At 59.3% G+C, this 13,165-nt stretch carries 21 protein-coding genes; 4 read left to right on the top strand and 17 right to left on the bottom strand.

The window, feature by feature from the left end; genetic code table 11:
• Nucleotides 1–40: 40 nt before the first annotated feature.
• Nucleotides 41–367: a hypothetical protein gene (locus AB5K84_RS24100; RefSeq protein WP_441232668.1), complete on the top strand. Its 327-nt coding sequence runs from the start codon at nucleotides 41–43 to the stop codon at nucleotides 365–367.
• Nucleotides 368–370: 3 nt separating this feature from the next.
• Here the strand turns inward: AB5K84_RS24100 and AB5K84_RS24095 are convergent, their stop codons facing one another.
• Both AB5K84_RS24095 and AB5K84_RS24090 read right to left on the bottom strand, forming a co-directional pair.
• The gene (locus AB5K84_RS24095; RefSeq protein ID WP_441232667.1) at nucleotides 371–685 is read right to left on the bottom strand and encodes a hypothetical protein; all 315 of its coding nucleotides are present in this window, start codon (nucleotides 683–685) and stop codon (nucleotides 371–373) included.
• An 8-nt stretch (nucleotides 686–693) separates the two neighbouring features.
• Nucleotides 694–1,011 carry a helix-turn-helix transcriptional regulator gene (locus AB5K84_RS24090; RefSeq protein WP_441232666.1) on the bottom strand — a complete coding sequence of 106 codons (318 nt, stop codon included), beginning with the start codon at nucleotides 1,009–1,011 and terminating at the stop codon, nucleotides 694–696.
• Nucleotides 1,012–1,164: 153 nt separating this feature from the next.
• Between AB5K84_RS24090 and AB5K84_RS24085 the strand changes: the two genes are divergently transcribed.
• Together AB5K84_RS24085 and AB5K84_RS24080 are read left to right on the top strand one after the other, a co-directional pair.
• On the top strand, nucleotides 1,165–1,677 hold the full coding sequence (locus AB5K84_RS24085) for a hypothetical protein (protein WP_441232665.1): 513 nt from the start codon (nucleotides 1,165–1,167) through the stop codon (nucleotides 1,675–1,677).
• Nucleotides 1,678–1,679: 2 nt separating this feature from the next.
• The gene (locus AB5K84_RS24080) at nucleotides 1,680–1,925 is read left to right on the top strand and encodes a helix-turn-helix transcriptional regulator (protein ID WP_441232664.1); all 246 of its coding nucleotides are present in this window, start codon (nucleotides 1,680–1,682) and stop codon (nucleotides 1,923–1,925) included.
• Between the two features lie 67 nt (nucleotides 1,926–1,992).
• Here AB5K84_RS24080 and AB5K84_RS24075 read toward each other — a convergent pair whose 3' ends face one another.
• From AB5K84_RS24075 to AB5K84_RS24030, 10 genes are read right to left on the bottom strand one after another with little or no spacing between them, the layout of a single operon-like run.
• Nucleotides 1,993–2,664, bottom strand: a complete 672-nt coding sequence (locus AB5K84_RS24075) for a hypothetical protein (RefSeq protein ID WP_441232663.1) — start codon at nucleotides 2,662–2,664, stop codon at nucleotides 1,993–1,995.
• Nucleotides 2,655–4,082, bottom strand: coding sequence for a hypothetical protein (locus tag AB5K84_RS24070; RefSeq protein WP_441232662.1), 1,428 nt, complete (start codon nucleotides 4,080–4,082; stop codon nucleotides 2,655–2,657). The genes AB5K84_RS24075 and AB5K84_RS24070 overlap by 10 nt, the downstream gene beginning before the upstream one ends.
• A complete protein-coding gene (locus tag AB5K84_RS24065; RefSeq protein ID WP_441232661.1) occupies nucleotides 4,079–4,249 on the bottom strand; it encodes a hypothetical protein in 171 nt (56 codons plus the stop codon). Before AB5K84_RS24065 ends, AB5K84_RS24070 begins: the two co-directional genes overlap by 4 nt.
• Complete coding sequence (locus AB5K84_RS24060; RefSeq protein WP_441232660.1) at nucleotides 4,246–5,085, bottom strand: hypothetical protein; 840 nt, start codon at nucleotides 5,083–5,085, stop codon at nucleotides 4,246–4,248. The genes AB5K84_RS24065 and AB5K84_RS24060 overlap by 4 nt, the downstream gene beginning before the upstream one ends.
• The gene (locus tag AB5K84_RS24055; protein ID WP_441232659.1) at nucleotides 5,085–5,786 is read right to left on the bottom strand and encodes a hypothetical protein; all 702 of its coding nucleotides are present in this window, start codon (nucleotides 5,784–5,786) and stop codon (nucleotides 5,085–5,087) included. Before AB5K84_RS24055 ends, AB5K84_RS24060 begins: the two co-directional genes overlap by 1 nt.
• Nucleotides 5,783–6,010 carry a hypothetical protein gene (locus AB5K84_RS24050; RefSeq protein WP_441232658.1) on the bottom strand — a complete coding sequence of 76 codons (228 nt, stop codon included), beginning with the start codon at nucleotides 6,008–6,010 and terminating at the stop codon, nucleotides 5,783–5,785. Before AB5K84_RS24050 ends, AB5K84_RS24055 begins: the two co-directional genes overlap by 4 nt.
• Nucleotides 6,010–6,210, bottom strand: a complete 201-nt coding sequence (locus AB5K84_RS24045) for a cold-shock protein (RefSeq protein WP_441232657.1) — start codon at nucleotides 6,208–6,210, stop codon at nucleotides 6,010–6,012. Before AB5K84_RS24045 ends, AB5K84_RS24050 begins: the two co-directional genes overlap by 1 nt.
• Complete coding sequence (locus AB5K84_RS24040) at nucleotides 6,207–6,371, bottom strand: hypothetical protein (protein ID WP_441232656.1); 165 nt, start codon at nucleotides 6,369–6,371, stop codon at nucleotides 6,207–6,209. Before AB5K84_RS24040 ends, AB5K84_RS24045 begins: the two co-directional genes overlap by 4 nt.
• Nucleotides 6,372–6,399: 28 nt before the next feature.
• Nucleotides 6,400–7,095: a hypothetical protein gene (locus tag AB5K84_RS24035; RefSeq protein ID WP_441232655.1), complete on the bottom strand. Its 696-nt coding sequence runs from the start codon at nucleotides 7,093–7,095 to the stop codon at nucleotides 6,400–6,402.
• Between the two features lie 18 nt (nucleotides 7,096–7,113).
• Nucleotides 7,114–7,323, bottom strand: coding sequence for a hypothetical protein (locus AB5K84_RS24030; RefSeq protein WP_441232654.1), 210 nt, complete (start codon nucleotides 7,321–7,323; stop codon nucleotides 7,114–7,116).
• 310 nt (nucleotides 7,324–7,633) lie between these two features.
• On the opposite strand from AB5K84_RS24030, the gene AB5K84_RS24025 reads away from it, so the two are divergent.
• Nucleotides 7,634–8,257, top strand: a complete 624-nt coding sequence (locus AB5K84_RS24025; protein ID WP_441232653.1) for a hypothetical protein — start codon at nucleotides 7,634–7,636, stop codon at nucleotides 8,255–8,257.
• Nucleotides 8,258–8,272: 15 nt separating this feature from the next.
• Here AB5K84_RS24025 and AB5K84_RS24020 read toward each other — a convergent pair whose 3' ends face one another.
• The 5 genes from AB5K84_RS24020 to AB5K84_RS24000 all read right to left on the bottom strand — a co-directional run bounded on the left by AB5K84_RS24020 (nucleotide 8,273) and on the right by AB5K84_RS24000 (nucleotide 13,146).
• Nucleotides 8,273–9,673, bottom strand: a complete 1,401-nt coding sequence (locus AB5K84_RS24020) for a hypothetical protein (RefSeq protein WP_441232652.1) — start codon at nucleotides 9,671–9,673, stop codon at nucleotides 8,273–8,275.
• On the bottom strand, nucleotides 9,670–10,053 hold the full coding sequence (locus AB5K84_RS24015) for a hypothetical protein (RefSeq protein WP_441232651.1): 384 nt from the start codon (nucleotides 10,051–10,053) through the stop codon (nucleotides 9,670–9,672). The genes AB5K84_RS24020 and AB5K84_RS24015 overlap by 4 nt, the downstream gene beginning before the upstream one ends.
• A gap of 366 nt (nucleotides 10,054–10,419) precedes the next feature.
• Nucleotides 10,420–12,639, bottom strand: a complete 2,220-nt coding sequence (locus AB5K84_RS24010; RefSeq protein WP_441232650.1) for a VapE domain-containing protein — start codon at nucleotides 12,637–12,639, stop codon at nucleotides 10,420–10,422.
• Nucleotides 12,636–12,812 carry a hypothetical protein gene (locus AB5K84_RS24005; protein ID WP_441232649.1) on the bottom strand — a complete coding sequence of 59 codons (177 nt, stop codon included), beginning with the start codon at nucleotides 12,810–12,812 and terminating at the stop codon, nucleotides 12,636–12,638. The genes AB5K84_RS24010 and AB5K84_RS24005 overlap by 4 nt, the downstream gene beginning before the upstream one ends.
• A gap of 133 nt (nucleotides 12,813–12,945) precedes the next feature.
• The gene (locus AB5K84_RS24000) at nucleotides 12,946–13,146 is read right to left on the bottom strand and encodes a transcriptional regulator (RefSeq protein ID WP_441232648.1); all 201 of its coding nucleotides are present in this window, start codon (nucleotides 13,144–13,146) and stop codon (nucleotides 12,946–12,948) included.
• Nucleotides 13,147–13,165 lie beyond the last annotated feature (19 nt).

The raw sequence follows: 13,165 nt of genomic DNA, 5'->3' as shown, positions 1-13,165 counted from the left end.
CGAGCTTGAGGCAAGGTGCCCAGCCGAATCGGAGAGCAGCATGATTAATGTCGCCCGCAGCACCACCGACCAAAATCTGCCTGGCGCGTTCTTTTCAAGCGCCGGCAGCTATCTCGAATTTCACATGGAGCGCCGCGAGTACGAAGCCGCTGTACAGGCGTTCGCCGCCGACACCAGCCCGACCGCCATCCGCAGCGCGATCGCGGTGGCCCGCGGACATGGCCTCAGGCTGACCAGCGTCGGCGCGCGAGAGGCTGCGGTAGCCGGCCTGCGCGACCGGCTCCTGGCTTTGCCGGGATACACCGAGGCGGACGTGCAGTGGCATGCTGCGCGGCGCAGTCGGCGCGAACGTCAATATTACGCCTGACAATCACTTGCGGGGCGGTCGGGCTTTTGCTCGTTCCGCCCTTCGCTTTGTCGGCAGACGGGATAGCACGAGGTCCAAGGCGGCGCGCGACCGTTCTATAGACGCCGCATCAGGACGAGTCTGCGGAGCCCTTGCTGGCGTCGCGCGGCAATTGACCTTCACCGCCTCTGTGACGTTCGCAGCGGTCGTCAAAAGCTTCTTGCCGGGCTTGTAGCAAACCAGCTTGCCGGCCCGGTGCATGCGCTTCAGGGTGTCCGCGTCCGCGCCAGGAATGAGCTTGGCGGCCTCGTCGAGGGTGATCAGGGCGTCATCGGTCATCGCCGCATCTATCGATCTCGCGGCAACGGACGAGGACCGGGCTTCTTGGCCGGCGTTCCATCTTTCTTCAGGCGAACTGGTTCGGTGACGGCCGCGGTGAGCTTGGCTCGGTATTCGGCGTGCCACTCTTCCCACGCCTTTTCTGCTTCGTCCTCCGGGGAAAGTGGCGCTTGGATCCCCGACAGCTTGTCGAGCGCTAAATCGATCGCCTTACGGTCCCAGCGGCGTGTCCCTGGCAATGGCGGCGGCAGTCGGCCGTCGGTGACCCATTTGCTGAGCGTAGCGAGCGTTACGCCGCAATAGACTGCCACGTCGGCGCCGGACATCAAGCGGGGTTCGGGTGCGGCCATAGCCGGGGAATAGCACAGCCTCGACGGATCTTATGTTGACAATTTCCATAAGCACTTGTTTTCACATATAATTTCCAGTTGCGCTCTCGCCAAAGTTGCGTTTGAATGTCTGTATTTCAGGGGGCGCGTATGTTTCTTCGCAATTGCACAATGGTGGCCGCTCTGGCCATCGCTCTAGCCGGCTGTCAAACCGCAGCGCAGGCGCCGGACACGGCGAGTGGAAAACCGGAAGTCACGATCCGCGCCACGACTGCCGCGATCAAGGCGCGGCTGTTGTCTCTCGCGATGGACAAGCGGTTCAACGTGACGAAGGACACCGAGTATCTTTTGCAGGTCGAAAAGCCGTCGGAAAATTTCGGTGCAGCGCTATTGCTCGGATCCAAGTATGACGGCATCCCGGCCGAACGGATCGTGTTCACGTTTGCGCCGATCGGCGACACCACTCGTGTGGTCGCGTCGGGAATGTATGTCACCAACCCTGGCTCAGCGTTTGAACGTGTGACCCCGGTCAACGCGGGCGAAGGCGTCAACAAGACACAGCAGACGCTCGACGAATTGAAAGTCAGCATGGAAACGCCTGCTCCCCCGCCGCCGGCTGCACCGGTCGCCGCAGCGCGCAAACCGGCAAAGCCGACCACGTAGGAATGACCGCGCGCGCCGATCCGATTGCCTACCCGCCGCGCGGGCTGTCCCGGGACGAAGCCGCCCGCTACATCGGCGTGGGGACGACCAAGTTCGACGAACTGGTGGCCAGTGGTCAGATGCCCCGCCCAAAGCGAGTCGGCGCGCGGGTCATATGGGATCGCCTGCGGCTCGATGCGGCGTTTTCGGACCTTCCGGAGTTGGAAAACGCCCCGAACCCGCTAGACCGGATGCTAGGAACACCTTGAACGGCCATCGAACCTATCCGACCACGGCCACAGCCTTCATGCCGTAGGTCGCTGATGCTGTGCCCGATCACCAGCCGGCCGGCAAGGCCTGATATAGGATCTGCCCAGCGCCCGCCAACGACGTGTCCGTGCCATTTCCGGACGTGCTGCCTGTCTGAATCTGGATTCCTGTAACGGTCGTTGAAACGAACGGAAAAAGCAAAGCACTCGTAAGCCGCTGTTGATGTGCGTCGCTGATTTCTTCGTGAAGGTTCATGGCAGCCCCCAAGGTGATCGTCCATGCGACATCGATATTCGCGACGCCGCGAATGATGCCGTTGAACGTACCTGAAAAGCTTGCGTTGGCGGTTGTATTGGCGGCCGATCCCACTGGGAGCGTTGCTCGCAACGATTGGATCGGCACACTGGAAAGAAGCCCCAGGCGCCGATAGTAATCCTCTTGGGGGTCGCGGGTCGGCTCAGTGCCGGACGCAACATCGCAATAGTACATAAATCCGGATTGCGCAGCGGTCGATATGACCGTTCCGGCGGGGAGTTCGATTACGTTCTCAACGCTCGGTAGCCGATGGAAATAGGGGCCGACCCCATTGACCAGGGTGAACCACATGTTGAGCGCGTACCAAGTATGTCCGGCCGGAACAACCCATGTCTTATTGCTCCCGCTCACGTATGTGTAAGCGGTAGGATCGAGCATTTTGTAACGACGGTACCAAAAATTGCGAGTGTTTTCTAAAGCCATTTTAGGGCGACTCCGTGCAGTTCAACGTTCTTGCCGTTGGCAGATTTGATTCTGGCTTGAATTGACGTACCGGCGGTCGTCGCTTGGCTCGGTGTACTCGCCACCTTGTTACCGCCTTGCCCTGTCCCGAGCAGACTTAGAGTCGCAGCGGTCCAGTGCGCGCCGCCATCACACGTCACTTCTGCCGTCAGATCAGTGTTCAGGGTCACAGCAGCGACAGGATTGTATTCGATGATCGCTTGCACCTGACTGACCGAAGCGTCGGCGGTCTGAGCGGCGGTTACGACGGTCATATTTCCGTAGGTGGCGGGGGCAACCTCGATTAAATCGAAGATCAAAGAGAAGTTCGCCGCGTTGCTGTAGCCTGTGACGGTTGTGAGCCCAACTTCTGCCGAGGTGGCTTTGAAATATGCCGTGATGCCCGTCGCGGCATTATTTGTTCGGGTGTCTGACGTACCAATGACCTCGAACGACAAAACGAGATCGCTTGCGTTTGAGAACGCGAACGGTATCCAGTCGCTTGTAACGCTTGAACCGCCCACCGTGAGCGTAACGCCGGGATTTCCGGAGAAGGACAAGGGAACCTGACCACCATCGAAATTCGGCGCCGATCCGCCCTTCTTCCCGATGAAGGCCGCAGAAATTGACGTGTTGTTGCCCGACGTCGCCGGGATGAGCCGAACGCGGATATAAGAGCCCGAGACGGCGGCAAGCTGCGCTGCGGCGATTACAACGCGATAAGTAGTTCCCCCTGAACCGCTTGAATTGCCATTCAATGACGCGCTGAGCGCTGTAGAGGCTGCTCCGGTTGAAGTGCTGGGAGTGATCTTCCTGTTCACAAGATCGAATACGGCATTGGTCAACGTAGCAGAAGCCGTCGAAATACCATCGGCGAACGCTTTAATGAGCCGTCTTACATTCCCGAACGCCTTTGCGTCGTAGATCGCGCCGAATAGATAGTCGGAGGTTGAAACGTAAATGCTGATATAAGACCAGACGCCCGCCGACTTCACCCACGTCTTGCCGGTCGTCGGCTGGAACGCATATTGTCCATCGTCACCGAGCGAAGGATCGGGCGTGGTCTGGTTGATGTTCACGAAAACGAAAAAGCCGCTCGTGTCCATCGCAGTGACGATCTTGTTGACGTCCTTTGCAACGGACATGTCAACGATCGAAGGTCGTGCGACTTTCCAGATCGTGTAGGAAGCACCGCTTAGCGTCGATCCCGGCCAGGGCGTCACGACCAAATGCGTGTCATCCGTGACATCGGTGATGAACACGCCGAAATGCCCGCTCTGGAAAAAGTCACCCGGCTTGACATTGCCGGCGCTGAGCCAAAGCGTGCTCGTACCCGTGACGGTCGTGCCGTCAGCCGCAACCGAAGCGGTGCCGGTGAAATAACTGGAAAGTGCGGTCATTGCGAATTCTTCCTTGCTTCTCTAAGCGCAAGCGCTTCTTCGATTGGGAGCCATTTTCCATCGATCTTCCACCAGACCTTGCCGGTGGTCGGCTGAAAGGCGATCCAGCCGCGAGCATCTTGCGGTGGCTCGGTGAGTTCAGGAGGAAGGCTGCCCAGATTGATCATTTCAATTTCCGCTTCTGCTTGGCGTCCTGCACAATTCGCACCGTGTCGGCGTAGCGGCTGGCCCGATCCCGCGCCAATTCTTCGCGAAGCTGTGCGACGGTCTCGGCTGATGCACCTTCGCCAATGTTGATTTGCCGGTTGTCGTTCATGATTACCGGCTGGCCGCCGCCCGCGCCGCTCAACATGCCCTGCGTTTGGCCGGCGTTGAACACTTGGGCACCGCGCGGCAGGTTGACCAGTTCGGGGCCTTTTTCGCCGACGATCGACAGGCCGCCAGGCGCTGAATTCGTGCCACTGGCAAACATCGGGAAGGAAAGGCCGCCAGTCCCGGCGCCGAGATCACCGGCAATGCTCATGGTTCCGCCGCCACCGCCACCACCGAACAGGCTGAGCAATCCGCCGCCACCCGATGACCCGCCGAATGCGGAGGCGAACAATTTATCGGCCGCCATAGACGCAAGCTTGTCCGCGATCTTACCAAGGGCATCGAGACCGGAGGATTTGAATGCGTCCCACGCGCTCGCGCCCTGGCGGAGTTGCTGCCCGAATGTAGTGAAAAATCCTCGGTTGACGGACATTCCCTCCGTCATCAACGAATCGAGTTGTTTTCGTGCGCTGCCGGCGTCGTTCAAGGCTTGCTGGAATTGAGGTAGGGCTGCGCCAGCAACCTTCGCCTGATCGGCCAAGTCCTCAACCTGCTTCGCCGCGAAATTGCTCGCGGCTGCGAATTGTTCGAGATTCTTCGGGTCCACTAACCCGCGATCGATCCAGCTCTGAAACTGGTCAGCCATCGCTTTTGCGGCGTCGCTCGTCCGGAAAATGCCGATTTGCGCCATTAGAATCCGTGCTCCCGGTTCCACGATGACCAATCGATCGGCGCAGGCGACATACGTTCGCTGACGCGATCTTCCGGCCAACGATGCAAGATCTGCTGATCGATACCGTTTGGCGTAATGGTGGTGATTTCCACGAACCCACCAACGCGCGAAAATCCATCCTCCGCGGGGGTGCGCCGCTGTAATTCGAGCAGCTTGCGCAGACTTCGCGCGATGTTCTCCGACGAGTCGTCGGGGTTCGGTTCGACGAAACCGGATTCAGCAATCAGTTCGTCAGATGGCCAAGGACCAAAGAGTGTCGGGCCAACTGGCAAGAGGAAGTACGGCTGCGAACCAAAGGCCATGCTGTCGTGACCGCCCGCAGTCCGAATGAAAAACGTCATCGGCCGGCCCTTGAAGAAGCCCGCCATGTTTAGTTCAAACGGCCGCTCCAATTTGAATTGATGGACGATGAGAGGCAGCTCGCGCGCAGCGATGCCGATCAGCTCGTCGAAACTTGACGCGCGGCCCATGAGTTCACGCACTGCAACGTCCTGACCGAACGAATTACCGCGGCCCGTGATTGCAGCCGACCACTCGGGAATGCAGTGCACCTTTGATCGGAATTCACCGACGAAGCCGTGATCGTCATACGTCGCCGCGTCCGTTGCGATCGTAATGCAGTTGTGCCGCTTCGAAGCAATGATGTTCACTGCGGTCACGAGCTGACTACCTTCAACGCCATATCAAGTTTCAGACCGATCTCGCCGGCAACATCGAAGATCGTTTCAAGGCATGGAGGCGACGGGCCTTCCTTGACCGCGCGCAGTCGATCAAATGCTCGGTCGCGGATACCTGCGAGGGCGGCTTCGTCAGCGCCGCTGCGGATTCCGGTCAGAAGTTCCGTTTCAACGTCGAGGACGATCTCTTTGAGTGCGTCGGACATCAAACCAGCCTAACGTTGGTAGCCATCGGCTTGCTGGTTCGCTCGTTGATTCCGATGTCAAATCCGACGTGTGTGCCAACTTTGAGGCTGGTCGTGCCCCGCGGAAGCGCCGAGGCGTGGCAAAAGATGTCGTGCCCGTCGACGCGCAGGAATCCGAACCCGCGTTCATCATTCCAATTCTTTACTTCGCCGATTTTCATCGTTTCGTCTGTCCGAGTGCGCGAGCGAGCGGAGCCGGCAGCGGTTGCTCAGCCGGCAGCGGCGTCTGCTTAACACCCGCAGCTGCGTTGATGTCGGCGACCGGCTGCAATGCTTCGGTCACCTGCTTTGCTGCGGAGTCCGCGTCGAGTTTCTTTATCATGTTGGATCGTCCTTTCTGTCAGGTGGGGTTACGGTTCGTTGCGAACGATGCGTTCGACTTCGGCGGCAATGTGCCGCTGATCGGCGACGCGCTCGTTCAGAAAGCCTTCGAGCGCGGTATCGTTCGGCAATTCGCCGAGTTCGCCGTAGGTCTTCGCGGCTGCCTTGGTGGCGTTCACGAGTAGGTTCACCGCGTCGCGCTCGGCGTCGAGTGTGGCGGTCATGCCGGGGTGCGCAAGTTCGCTCGCCGCGTTCCGCGCGATGTCCACAGTCTGCGCATCGGCGCCAATCAGTTCGGGCGCTTCCAAAATCGTAGTCAGGAAAAGCGGCGACATGGCCGGGATCAGGCCGCGTAATTCCTGATTGGTCTTGCCAGCGAGCTGGTCACGGACGCGATTGCGAAGAATGGCGCCGGCCGCGTCGGCTTTATCGATCTCCGGCAGCTTCAGCGCTGCGCGCTTTTCTTCGATGTGTTCGGCCAGGCGCCGGGCGAGCATCTTGGCTTTGATCACTTCCCATGCGCGGGGGCCAATAACGTCGCGCACCTTCTTGGTCTTTCCGGCCGGGCTGAGATCCTTGTCGTTGCGAACATTGGCAACGGACGATCGCGTCACGTCGTCCAAGGTACGTTGCAGCGCGATGACGCCGATCAGCGCGTTGCGGACCGGTGCGCTTGAAATCGCCGCGGCAGCCTGCTCCATGTGGTGGTAATATGGCTGGTTCATTTTGGTGATGACCTGTTGTTACGCGGCGACGCTCGCGCGCGGCGTTGGGTTGGGTTCGAAACTGGCGAGGAAGGTGGGCACGTGCAGGCCCCATCGGCCGGCGATCTTGCGAGCACCGGGCACGCGTCCGCTTTCGAGCGCACGAAACACGCTCGTTTCAGTGCGACCAATGATCGGCGCGATAGCGGCCGCGCCCCATACGATCTTATCGTGATTGCTGTTCGACACACGCGGCTCCGGTGAAGCTCGCGCCGGACGCAAAAAAGCCGGGGGCGAGCACCTCAGTGCTTCTGCTCCCGGCAGCATCCCGCTGTCGTAAAAGACCGCTACGGCATCTCGCCGCTGGTCCCGTAGAGAACACCAGCGATACTACACTAAATTTGGCGGATTTCAACCTACCTAAAGTGTGTCAACTTAAAATTGCACAAATCACTGGTTGTGTTTGCTCAAAATTGCTGTCCGGCAACGCGCTTTTTTGGGTAGAAGCGAATCACATTCAGGGCGATTAGTTCATGCTCCCGGCGCGAGTATTGTTAAAATGGACCTAGAAAAGTACTGGCCTATCATTCAAGCCAATCCCGTGCCCTTTTTGGCTTTCGGGGCCGCGATTTGTGCGTCTGTATGGTTCCTGGCTTCACTTTATTATTCGGGTCAGGTCATAGCTGCGAAAGCTCAAGCCGAGTTAGCTGAGAAGCAGCGTGACGACTTCAAGCAGAAGTTGTCGGTTTCGACTCCTGAAGAAGCGAAAACCAAAGTAGATCGGCTAGAAGGTGAACTCAGCGGTCTTAACCGGATTATTTCCTTAACGGTTGGCTATAACTGGTTACCATTGACGGATCGTCAGATTGAGGACCTCGCCGATCGACTAAAGACCTTGCAGAAACACCGGGTGCAAATCATGTACGTCAATCAGCTCGGCAAAGATCTGGCTCAATCCTTCCACAAGGCCTTCATAAAGGCTGGTTGGGACGGTGCCACTTTCTCGGACGGTGGCGGTGCACATCATGGTATCATTGCTGGGGCGGGCGCCGCGAAGGCAGGGCTATTGAAGCAGGCGGTCGAAGCGACGACGCCGTACAAGGTAGAATTGGACAAACCTACCGTGCCCGAATACGGCGATCTCGTGTACCTCTTTGTGGGCACAAATCCGAACAAGTCCTAACGCGCAACTCGAACATCAAAGCCGTAACGGTGTGCGAGTGATCGTGTGTCGGTTGACCGCGCAGTGCGCGACGCCGGCCACCGCGTTGGCCACGTCATCGTGGCCGCCTGGCGCATGATCGATTGAATCGCGACCGCCGCGTGCGGTGCGCCGTTCCAACGACGCAAGCTGATTGACGAGTTTCGGAGCGTCCGGGATGCGGATCAGTTTAGAATTCAGCTTCGGCAATAGATCGGTGTAGAGACCCGATTTCGGCGTGTCGCAGGGATGGTATGTGATCCCGCGCTTCTGAAACGCCTGCTGGCACCATTGGCCGGCATAGCGATCGCCCGTGACATAGGAAATCTGATAGCTCTTAATCAACTTGACGTATTCCTCTGTCGCGCTCTCCGGATCGAACGGCGCAGGGATCTCGCGCACGACGTCAACAATGGTCATGTTGGCTTCGCGGTGACCGATGGCAAGTGTCATGCTGTCCGAGCTACCGCCGGACGGGTCGACAAATGCGACGTAACGGTGCTGGCTACTCCACGCGCGCTCGCGCTCGCCGTTGGTCACGCACGCCTCGACGATCTCGCGGTCGACAAAGCTGGCGATGTCGTTCCGAAACTCGGCGAGGTACTCGGCGGTCGCGGCTTCCTTGTCGCGCTCTAGGGCCTTGTCGATGATGCGGCGTCGGAACGTCGGGTTCATCGTGGGTGTCGGTGCCTTCCAAAACAGCACACCGTCGTCGTTTGGCTTGCCGAAGTACTCTTTCCAGTTTCGGTATAGCTCGCCCGATTTTGAGTACGGGGACGACCCGCACAACAGCAACGCGTTCGGGATAGTGCCCATGGCTGGCCGGATGCTGTTCAAGATCTCGTAATCCGGGTTGGCGGAGTCCTCGCTTCGAAAGAACGCGATCTCATCGAGCAGCGCGGCCACCATCGTATACCCGCGCGCGGCACGTAGGCTGGCCGTCGTGATTTCGATCGATACGTCGTTGTTCAGGTCAAAGCCCTCGGCGTGCTCGCGGTCGACCATCTTCGCCAGCATGGGGATGCGGGTGAGCATCGCGCTTGCGTAGCGCAGGATCGTGCGGGCCTGCTTCTTGTCGCTAGCCATGACCGCCACGAGCCCGCGCTCGCCCGGTACGAGGTAGGGTCGATAATCGCGGAACGTTGCCAGGTAGACGGCGATCAGGGCCATGTTGAGCGACTTACCGCCGCGGCGGCCCACCTGAAGCCAGCCCTCGGTGGCGGCCTCTGCCGGCGGCTCGGTGCGGCCGGTGCATTCCTTGTAGACCGCGAGCTGCTCGTCTGTCATCGGCAGGCCGAACAGCGCTGCCAGGAAGACGCGCCAGGCCGTCCACGTCTTAGCGTCCTTGAACCAAGGGCCGAATAGGTTGGGATCGTCGATCGCCTCAAGAATGTTCATCGACCCACCCTCCCCGCAATGTATGCGTCCAGATTGGGCGTGATATCCTTGGCAGCCCGTTCGAGCCCGAGCGTGGTGAGCAGCCGCCGCAGGTTGTTGGTTAGAGCCACGTAGCCCGCCAGGTCGATTTCCCCGCCGGTGAGCGCCGCCGCCTCCATGCTCTCGACGATGGCGGCAGTAACGGCTGCGCGCGTCACCAGGGTGCGCTTGGCCGTCGAGAGGCGATCCGCGCCCCCAAGGTCCGCCTCGATGTTTTCGACCAGTGTGCGGGCCTTCTGAGCGGCCACGGTGCGTTGGTCGAGATCGGCCAAGGATCGCAGCCGCACCTTGCCGTCATCGGCATCATTGGTGGGTTTTAACTCGGTACGCTTTCTGGGCATTGTCTACTTCACTGCAATGTTGACAGAACGAAGCGCCGCACTACGCGAGCGGCGTAGGCTGCTACGTGGGTTGAATTCTCCAAGGGCAGATTTCAGAGCAAAATCAATAGCATTCGGAGGATGCTGTATCCGCCAAAGCGTTCGGCCGCGGATTGAGCGCGCCTCAATTGGATCGTTTCGTGTGCCGAGCGCCGCTATTGAGGGATTTTTCCACGGGCGCGATTTATTCGCACCGTCGCCGTTTCGATGACCGACATGACCAACGTGACCGACTTTCCCTAGAGTCCCTACGCGCGCCCTCGCTTCACTTCTGTGTTGATACATATTCGCTGACTCTATTAGTAAGTCGGTCACGTTGGTCATTGGTCATTGCCCCCGGATCCATGGCTTGCGCGTCGCAGTGGCCTTTCCGCGCACCCATCCCAAACGTTCGAGCACCGCCGCGATGCGGTTCTGATCGGCCCGCCCGATGCGCGCCGTTTCCATGCGCAGACCAATCGTCGCAATTTCTCCGATCGTCACGTCCGCCCTAAGCGCAACGAACTCCGCTATCCGCTGCTCCCAAACGTCCGCCTCGTAGCGAGTATCCTGCTGCGGCTTAATGTGTTCGCGCTCAAAGTCCTTGTTCGGCCACCAGGCTGAGCCGTTACGATAAAGTTGGACCGCTTCCGCAAACAACTGGTCCCTGTCCCTTTTCAGGTGATCAACGTTGATCTCTCCGCACTTCACGGGCCAAAAGCGCCGGCCGCCCGTCTCATCACGCAAATAAGTGTCCTTGTTCGTCGTTCCGATAAAAACGCACTGTCGTGGCTCGATGACCTCAAGGCGACCATGGCTGGGGCGATATCGTTCCTCTTGCCGCGTGACGAACGACTTCAAGAGGGCCGTATCCGCCCGGTTCATCGCGTGCATTTCCGAGACTTCAATCAGCCACTTGCCGCGCAAATGCTGCTGCGCGTCCTTCCCAACGCTGATGTCTGGCATCGAGTCGCTGAACCATCGATCGCCGAGCACAGCGCAGGCCGTGCTTTTCATCTTGCCTTGCTGACCTTCCAAAACGAGCATGTAGTCGACTTTAGCGCCAGGGCGGAAGATTCGAGCAACCATGCTGATCAGGAAAAGACGACCGACTTCATTTGCGTAAGGCGTTGCATCGGCGCCGAGGTACGTCGCGAGCCAAGACCCAATCCGCGGGATACCGTCCCATTTTGTGGATTCGAGATAGTCTCGAACCGGATGAAACGAACGCTCGTGGGCGAACAGGTCCATGGCCCCCTGCACTGCTTCTCGGCCAATGCGTTTGATGCCTGCGTGCTGCATCCAATTTTGCACCTTGGTCACGTCGCTGTCGGTGACGGCACGCGGAATCACGCTCCCGTCGCCAATCGAGCTTCGCAACATCGGGACGCGTTGCATTTCATCGAACGCGATCGCGTCGGCCAGCATTGGCGTCCCGCGGATCGCAATGACAGCGTTGGCCAAGTTTGCGATTATTTGGCACTTCGCATCGGTCATGCACTCGTGCTGCCATTTCGGGCGCTCCATTGTCAGAAACGAGGCACCCTGAACGGCTGCCGGATCTGCCGGCAAATCCACCGGACACGGTGGTAGACCAGGCGCGAGCGGGGGTGAGTTCGCTAATTGGGCGATCGCTGATCCGAACATCGCTTGCGTTGATTTGCCTACCGGAAAGGTCTTGCCCGTGATCTCGCGGTATCGATGAATCATTGTGCCGATGCGGCGGACGTGCGGCCCGCCCGGATCGGACGTTTTCAAGCGATTCCAGCGGGACATTAGGGCTTCGTCGCCGGCATCGTCGTTTGTCATCTGTCGAGCAACTTCGAGCGCCTTTTCGGTGTCGCCGAGCGCCAGTTTCACAGCCCCGAGAGACGCGAACCATTCCGGCTCGCTATCGAACTCGCCGTAGGAATCCAGCTCGGCAACCAAGCGGGCGACGTCGGCCGGATCGCTTACGCCTGTCGCTCCGCTCGGCACGACTTCGATAATTGGCAGTTTGAGCAGATCGAATAGCGCCGGCTCCGGTGCGTGTGGCGGCGGCGCGGGATCGAACAGCAAGTAAGGCATGCCGCCGAACACCGAACCAGGCGCGACGCAATAGCCGCGGTTGCGAATGGAGATGATCTCGGAATCCTTCTCGCCATCGGCGAGCGGCCGAAAACGCGAGATCGGGATCGATACTAAGCCGCGGTGTTCCTCCGGTCTAAAACCATCCGGGCACTTGAAAGCAAAATGCCATCCACCTGAACGCGATTGCGCATACGGTGTTGGAGTTGTGATCTCGAGCGAAGCGCACCATTCCGAGAGGTATCGCCAAGCGTCATCGCGGCCGGCTTTAGACACATCGACATCGATCAAGACGATGCTTGAGGCGCAAGCGCTGATGCCGAGCATGTGGCCGTCGGCGACCCATTCCGTCCATGCTTTGGGATCTGTGCTGGATTCCGATCGCCATTTGCAGGCCGGCCGCTTCGTGTCGCTCTTAATCGGAAAGAGCGACAAACGATTTTCTTTGGCGAAATCAAAAAGCCTTGCGAAACTACATGACGCGTCGTATTGTTCTGTCACTGGCTGGCGCCCTCCAACGGCGCGCGGTCAAAAGTAAATCTGAGCGCCCTGCGATTGCCGTCGCGGGGCGCTTTCATTTTCAGCGTCGCACTGCTGGTGGCGGCGGGGGATATTTCGGCGGAAGTGTCTTCGGTGAAAACGGCAATCGCTGCTCGCGACAGAAAATCAGCCAAGCCAAGTTCTCGGCCAACTCTTTGGCGCGACGGTGCCAGGCGCCTGGCTCGCAAACGATGTCTTGGAGATACAGCGCGCAGTGCCGATGCATCAATTCATTCGCGTGCGCGATCGCGAGATCTATTTCGGTCGTCATGCGGCGATGCCGGCGGTGGACAGCCACTCACGCGCTGCGTCTGTAGGAATGAACCAGCGCCCGCCGCGCTTTACCATGCGAGGCTTGGCTTCGTCCGACAGAGTGTAGAAGTAACTGCGGCTTACGCCGACCGCCTGACAAAACTCGCTGATCGAATAGGCGAGCCGCCCCGGTGCAGCAAGCTCGATGTTGGACATGCGAAATCCTCACGCATTA

This window comes from Bradyrhizobium sp. 1200_D9_N1_1 (genome assembly GCF_052075915.1).
Taxonomy (GTDB): Bacteria; Pseudomonadota; Alphaproteobacteria; order Rhizobiales; family Xanthobacteraceae; genus Bradyrhizobium; species Bradyrhizobium diazoefficiens.
The sequence above is the reverse complement of the archived record's forward strand: the minus strand, read 5'-3'. Positions and strand labels throughout refer to the sequence as shown.

Bases quoted from the DNA above. Each gene is read 5' to 3' on its own strand.
- AB5K84_RS24075 (WP_441232663.1), bottom strand. From the start codon at position 2,664: ATGGCTTTAGAAAACACTCGCAATTTTTGGTACCGTCGTTACAAAATG.
- AB5K84_RS24000 (WP_441232648.1), bottom strand. From the start codon at position 13,146: ATGTCCAACATCGAGCTTGCTGCACCGGGGCGGCTCGCCTATTCGATC.
- AB5K84_RS24095 (WP_441232667.1), bottom strand. From the start codon at position 685: ATGACCGATGACGCCCTGATCACCCTCGACGAGGCCGCCAAGCTCATT.
- AB5K84_RS24085 (WP_441232665.1), top strand. From the start codon at position 1,165: ATGTTTCTTCGCAATTGCACAATGGTGGCCGCTCTGGCCATCGCTCTA.
- AB5K84_RS24050 (WP_441232658.1), bottom strand. From the start codon at position 6,010: ATGTCCGACGCACTCAAAGAGATCGTCCTCGACGTTGAAACGGAACTT.
- AB5K84_RS24090 (WP_441232666.1), bottom strand. From the start codon at position 1,011: ATGTCCGGCGCCGACGTGGCAGTCTATTGCGGCGTAACGCTCGCTACG.
- AB5K84_RS24020 (WP_441232652.1), bottom strand. From the start codon at position 9,673: ATGAACATTCTTGAGGCGATCGACGATCCCAACCTATTCGGCCCTTGG.
- AB5K84_RS24045 (WP_441232657.1), bottom strand. From the start codon at position 6,210: ATGAAAATCGGCGAAGTAAAGAATTGGAATGATGAACGCGGGTTCGGA.
- AB5K84_RS24100 (WP_441232668.1), top strand. From the start codon at position 41: ATGATTAATGTCGCCCGCAGCACCACCGACCAAAATCTGCCTGGCGCG.
- AB5K84_RS24035 (WP_441232655.1), bottom strand. From the start codon at position 7,095: ATGAACCAGCCATATTACCACCACATGGAGCAGGCTGCCGCGGCGATT.
- AB5K84_RS24065 (WP_441232661.1), bottom strand. From the start codon at position 4,249: ATGATCAATCTGGGCAGCCTTCCTCCTGAACTCACCGAGCCACCGCAA.
- AB5K84_RS24015 (WP_441232651.1), bottom strand. From the start codon at position 10,053: ATGCCCAGAAAGCGTACCGAGTTAAAACCCACCAATGATGCCGATGAC.
- AB5K84_RS24060 (WP_441232660.1), bottom strand. From the start codon at position 5,085: ATGGCGCAAATCGGCATTTTCCGGACGAGCGACGCCGCAAAAGCGATG.
- AB5K84_RS24040 (WP_441232656.1), bottom strand. From the start codon at position 6,371: ATGATAAAGAAACTCGACGCGGACTCCGCAGCAAAGCAGGTGACCGAA.
- AB5K84_RS24070 (WP_441232662.1), bottom strand. From the start codon at position 4,082: ATGACCGCACTTTCCAGTTATTTCACCGGCACCGCTTCGGTTGCGGCT.
- AB5K84_RS24025 (WP_441232653.1), top strand. From the start codon at position 7,634: ATGGACCTAGAAAAGTACTGGCCTATCATTCAAGCCAATCCCGTGCCC.
- AB5K84_RS24080 (WP_441232664.1), top strand. From the start codon at position 1,680: ATGACCGCGCGCGCCGATCCGATTGCCTACCCGCCGCGCGGGCTGTCC.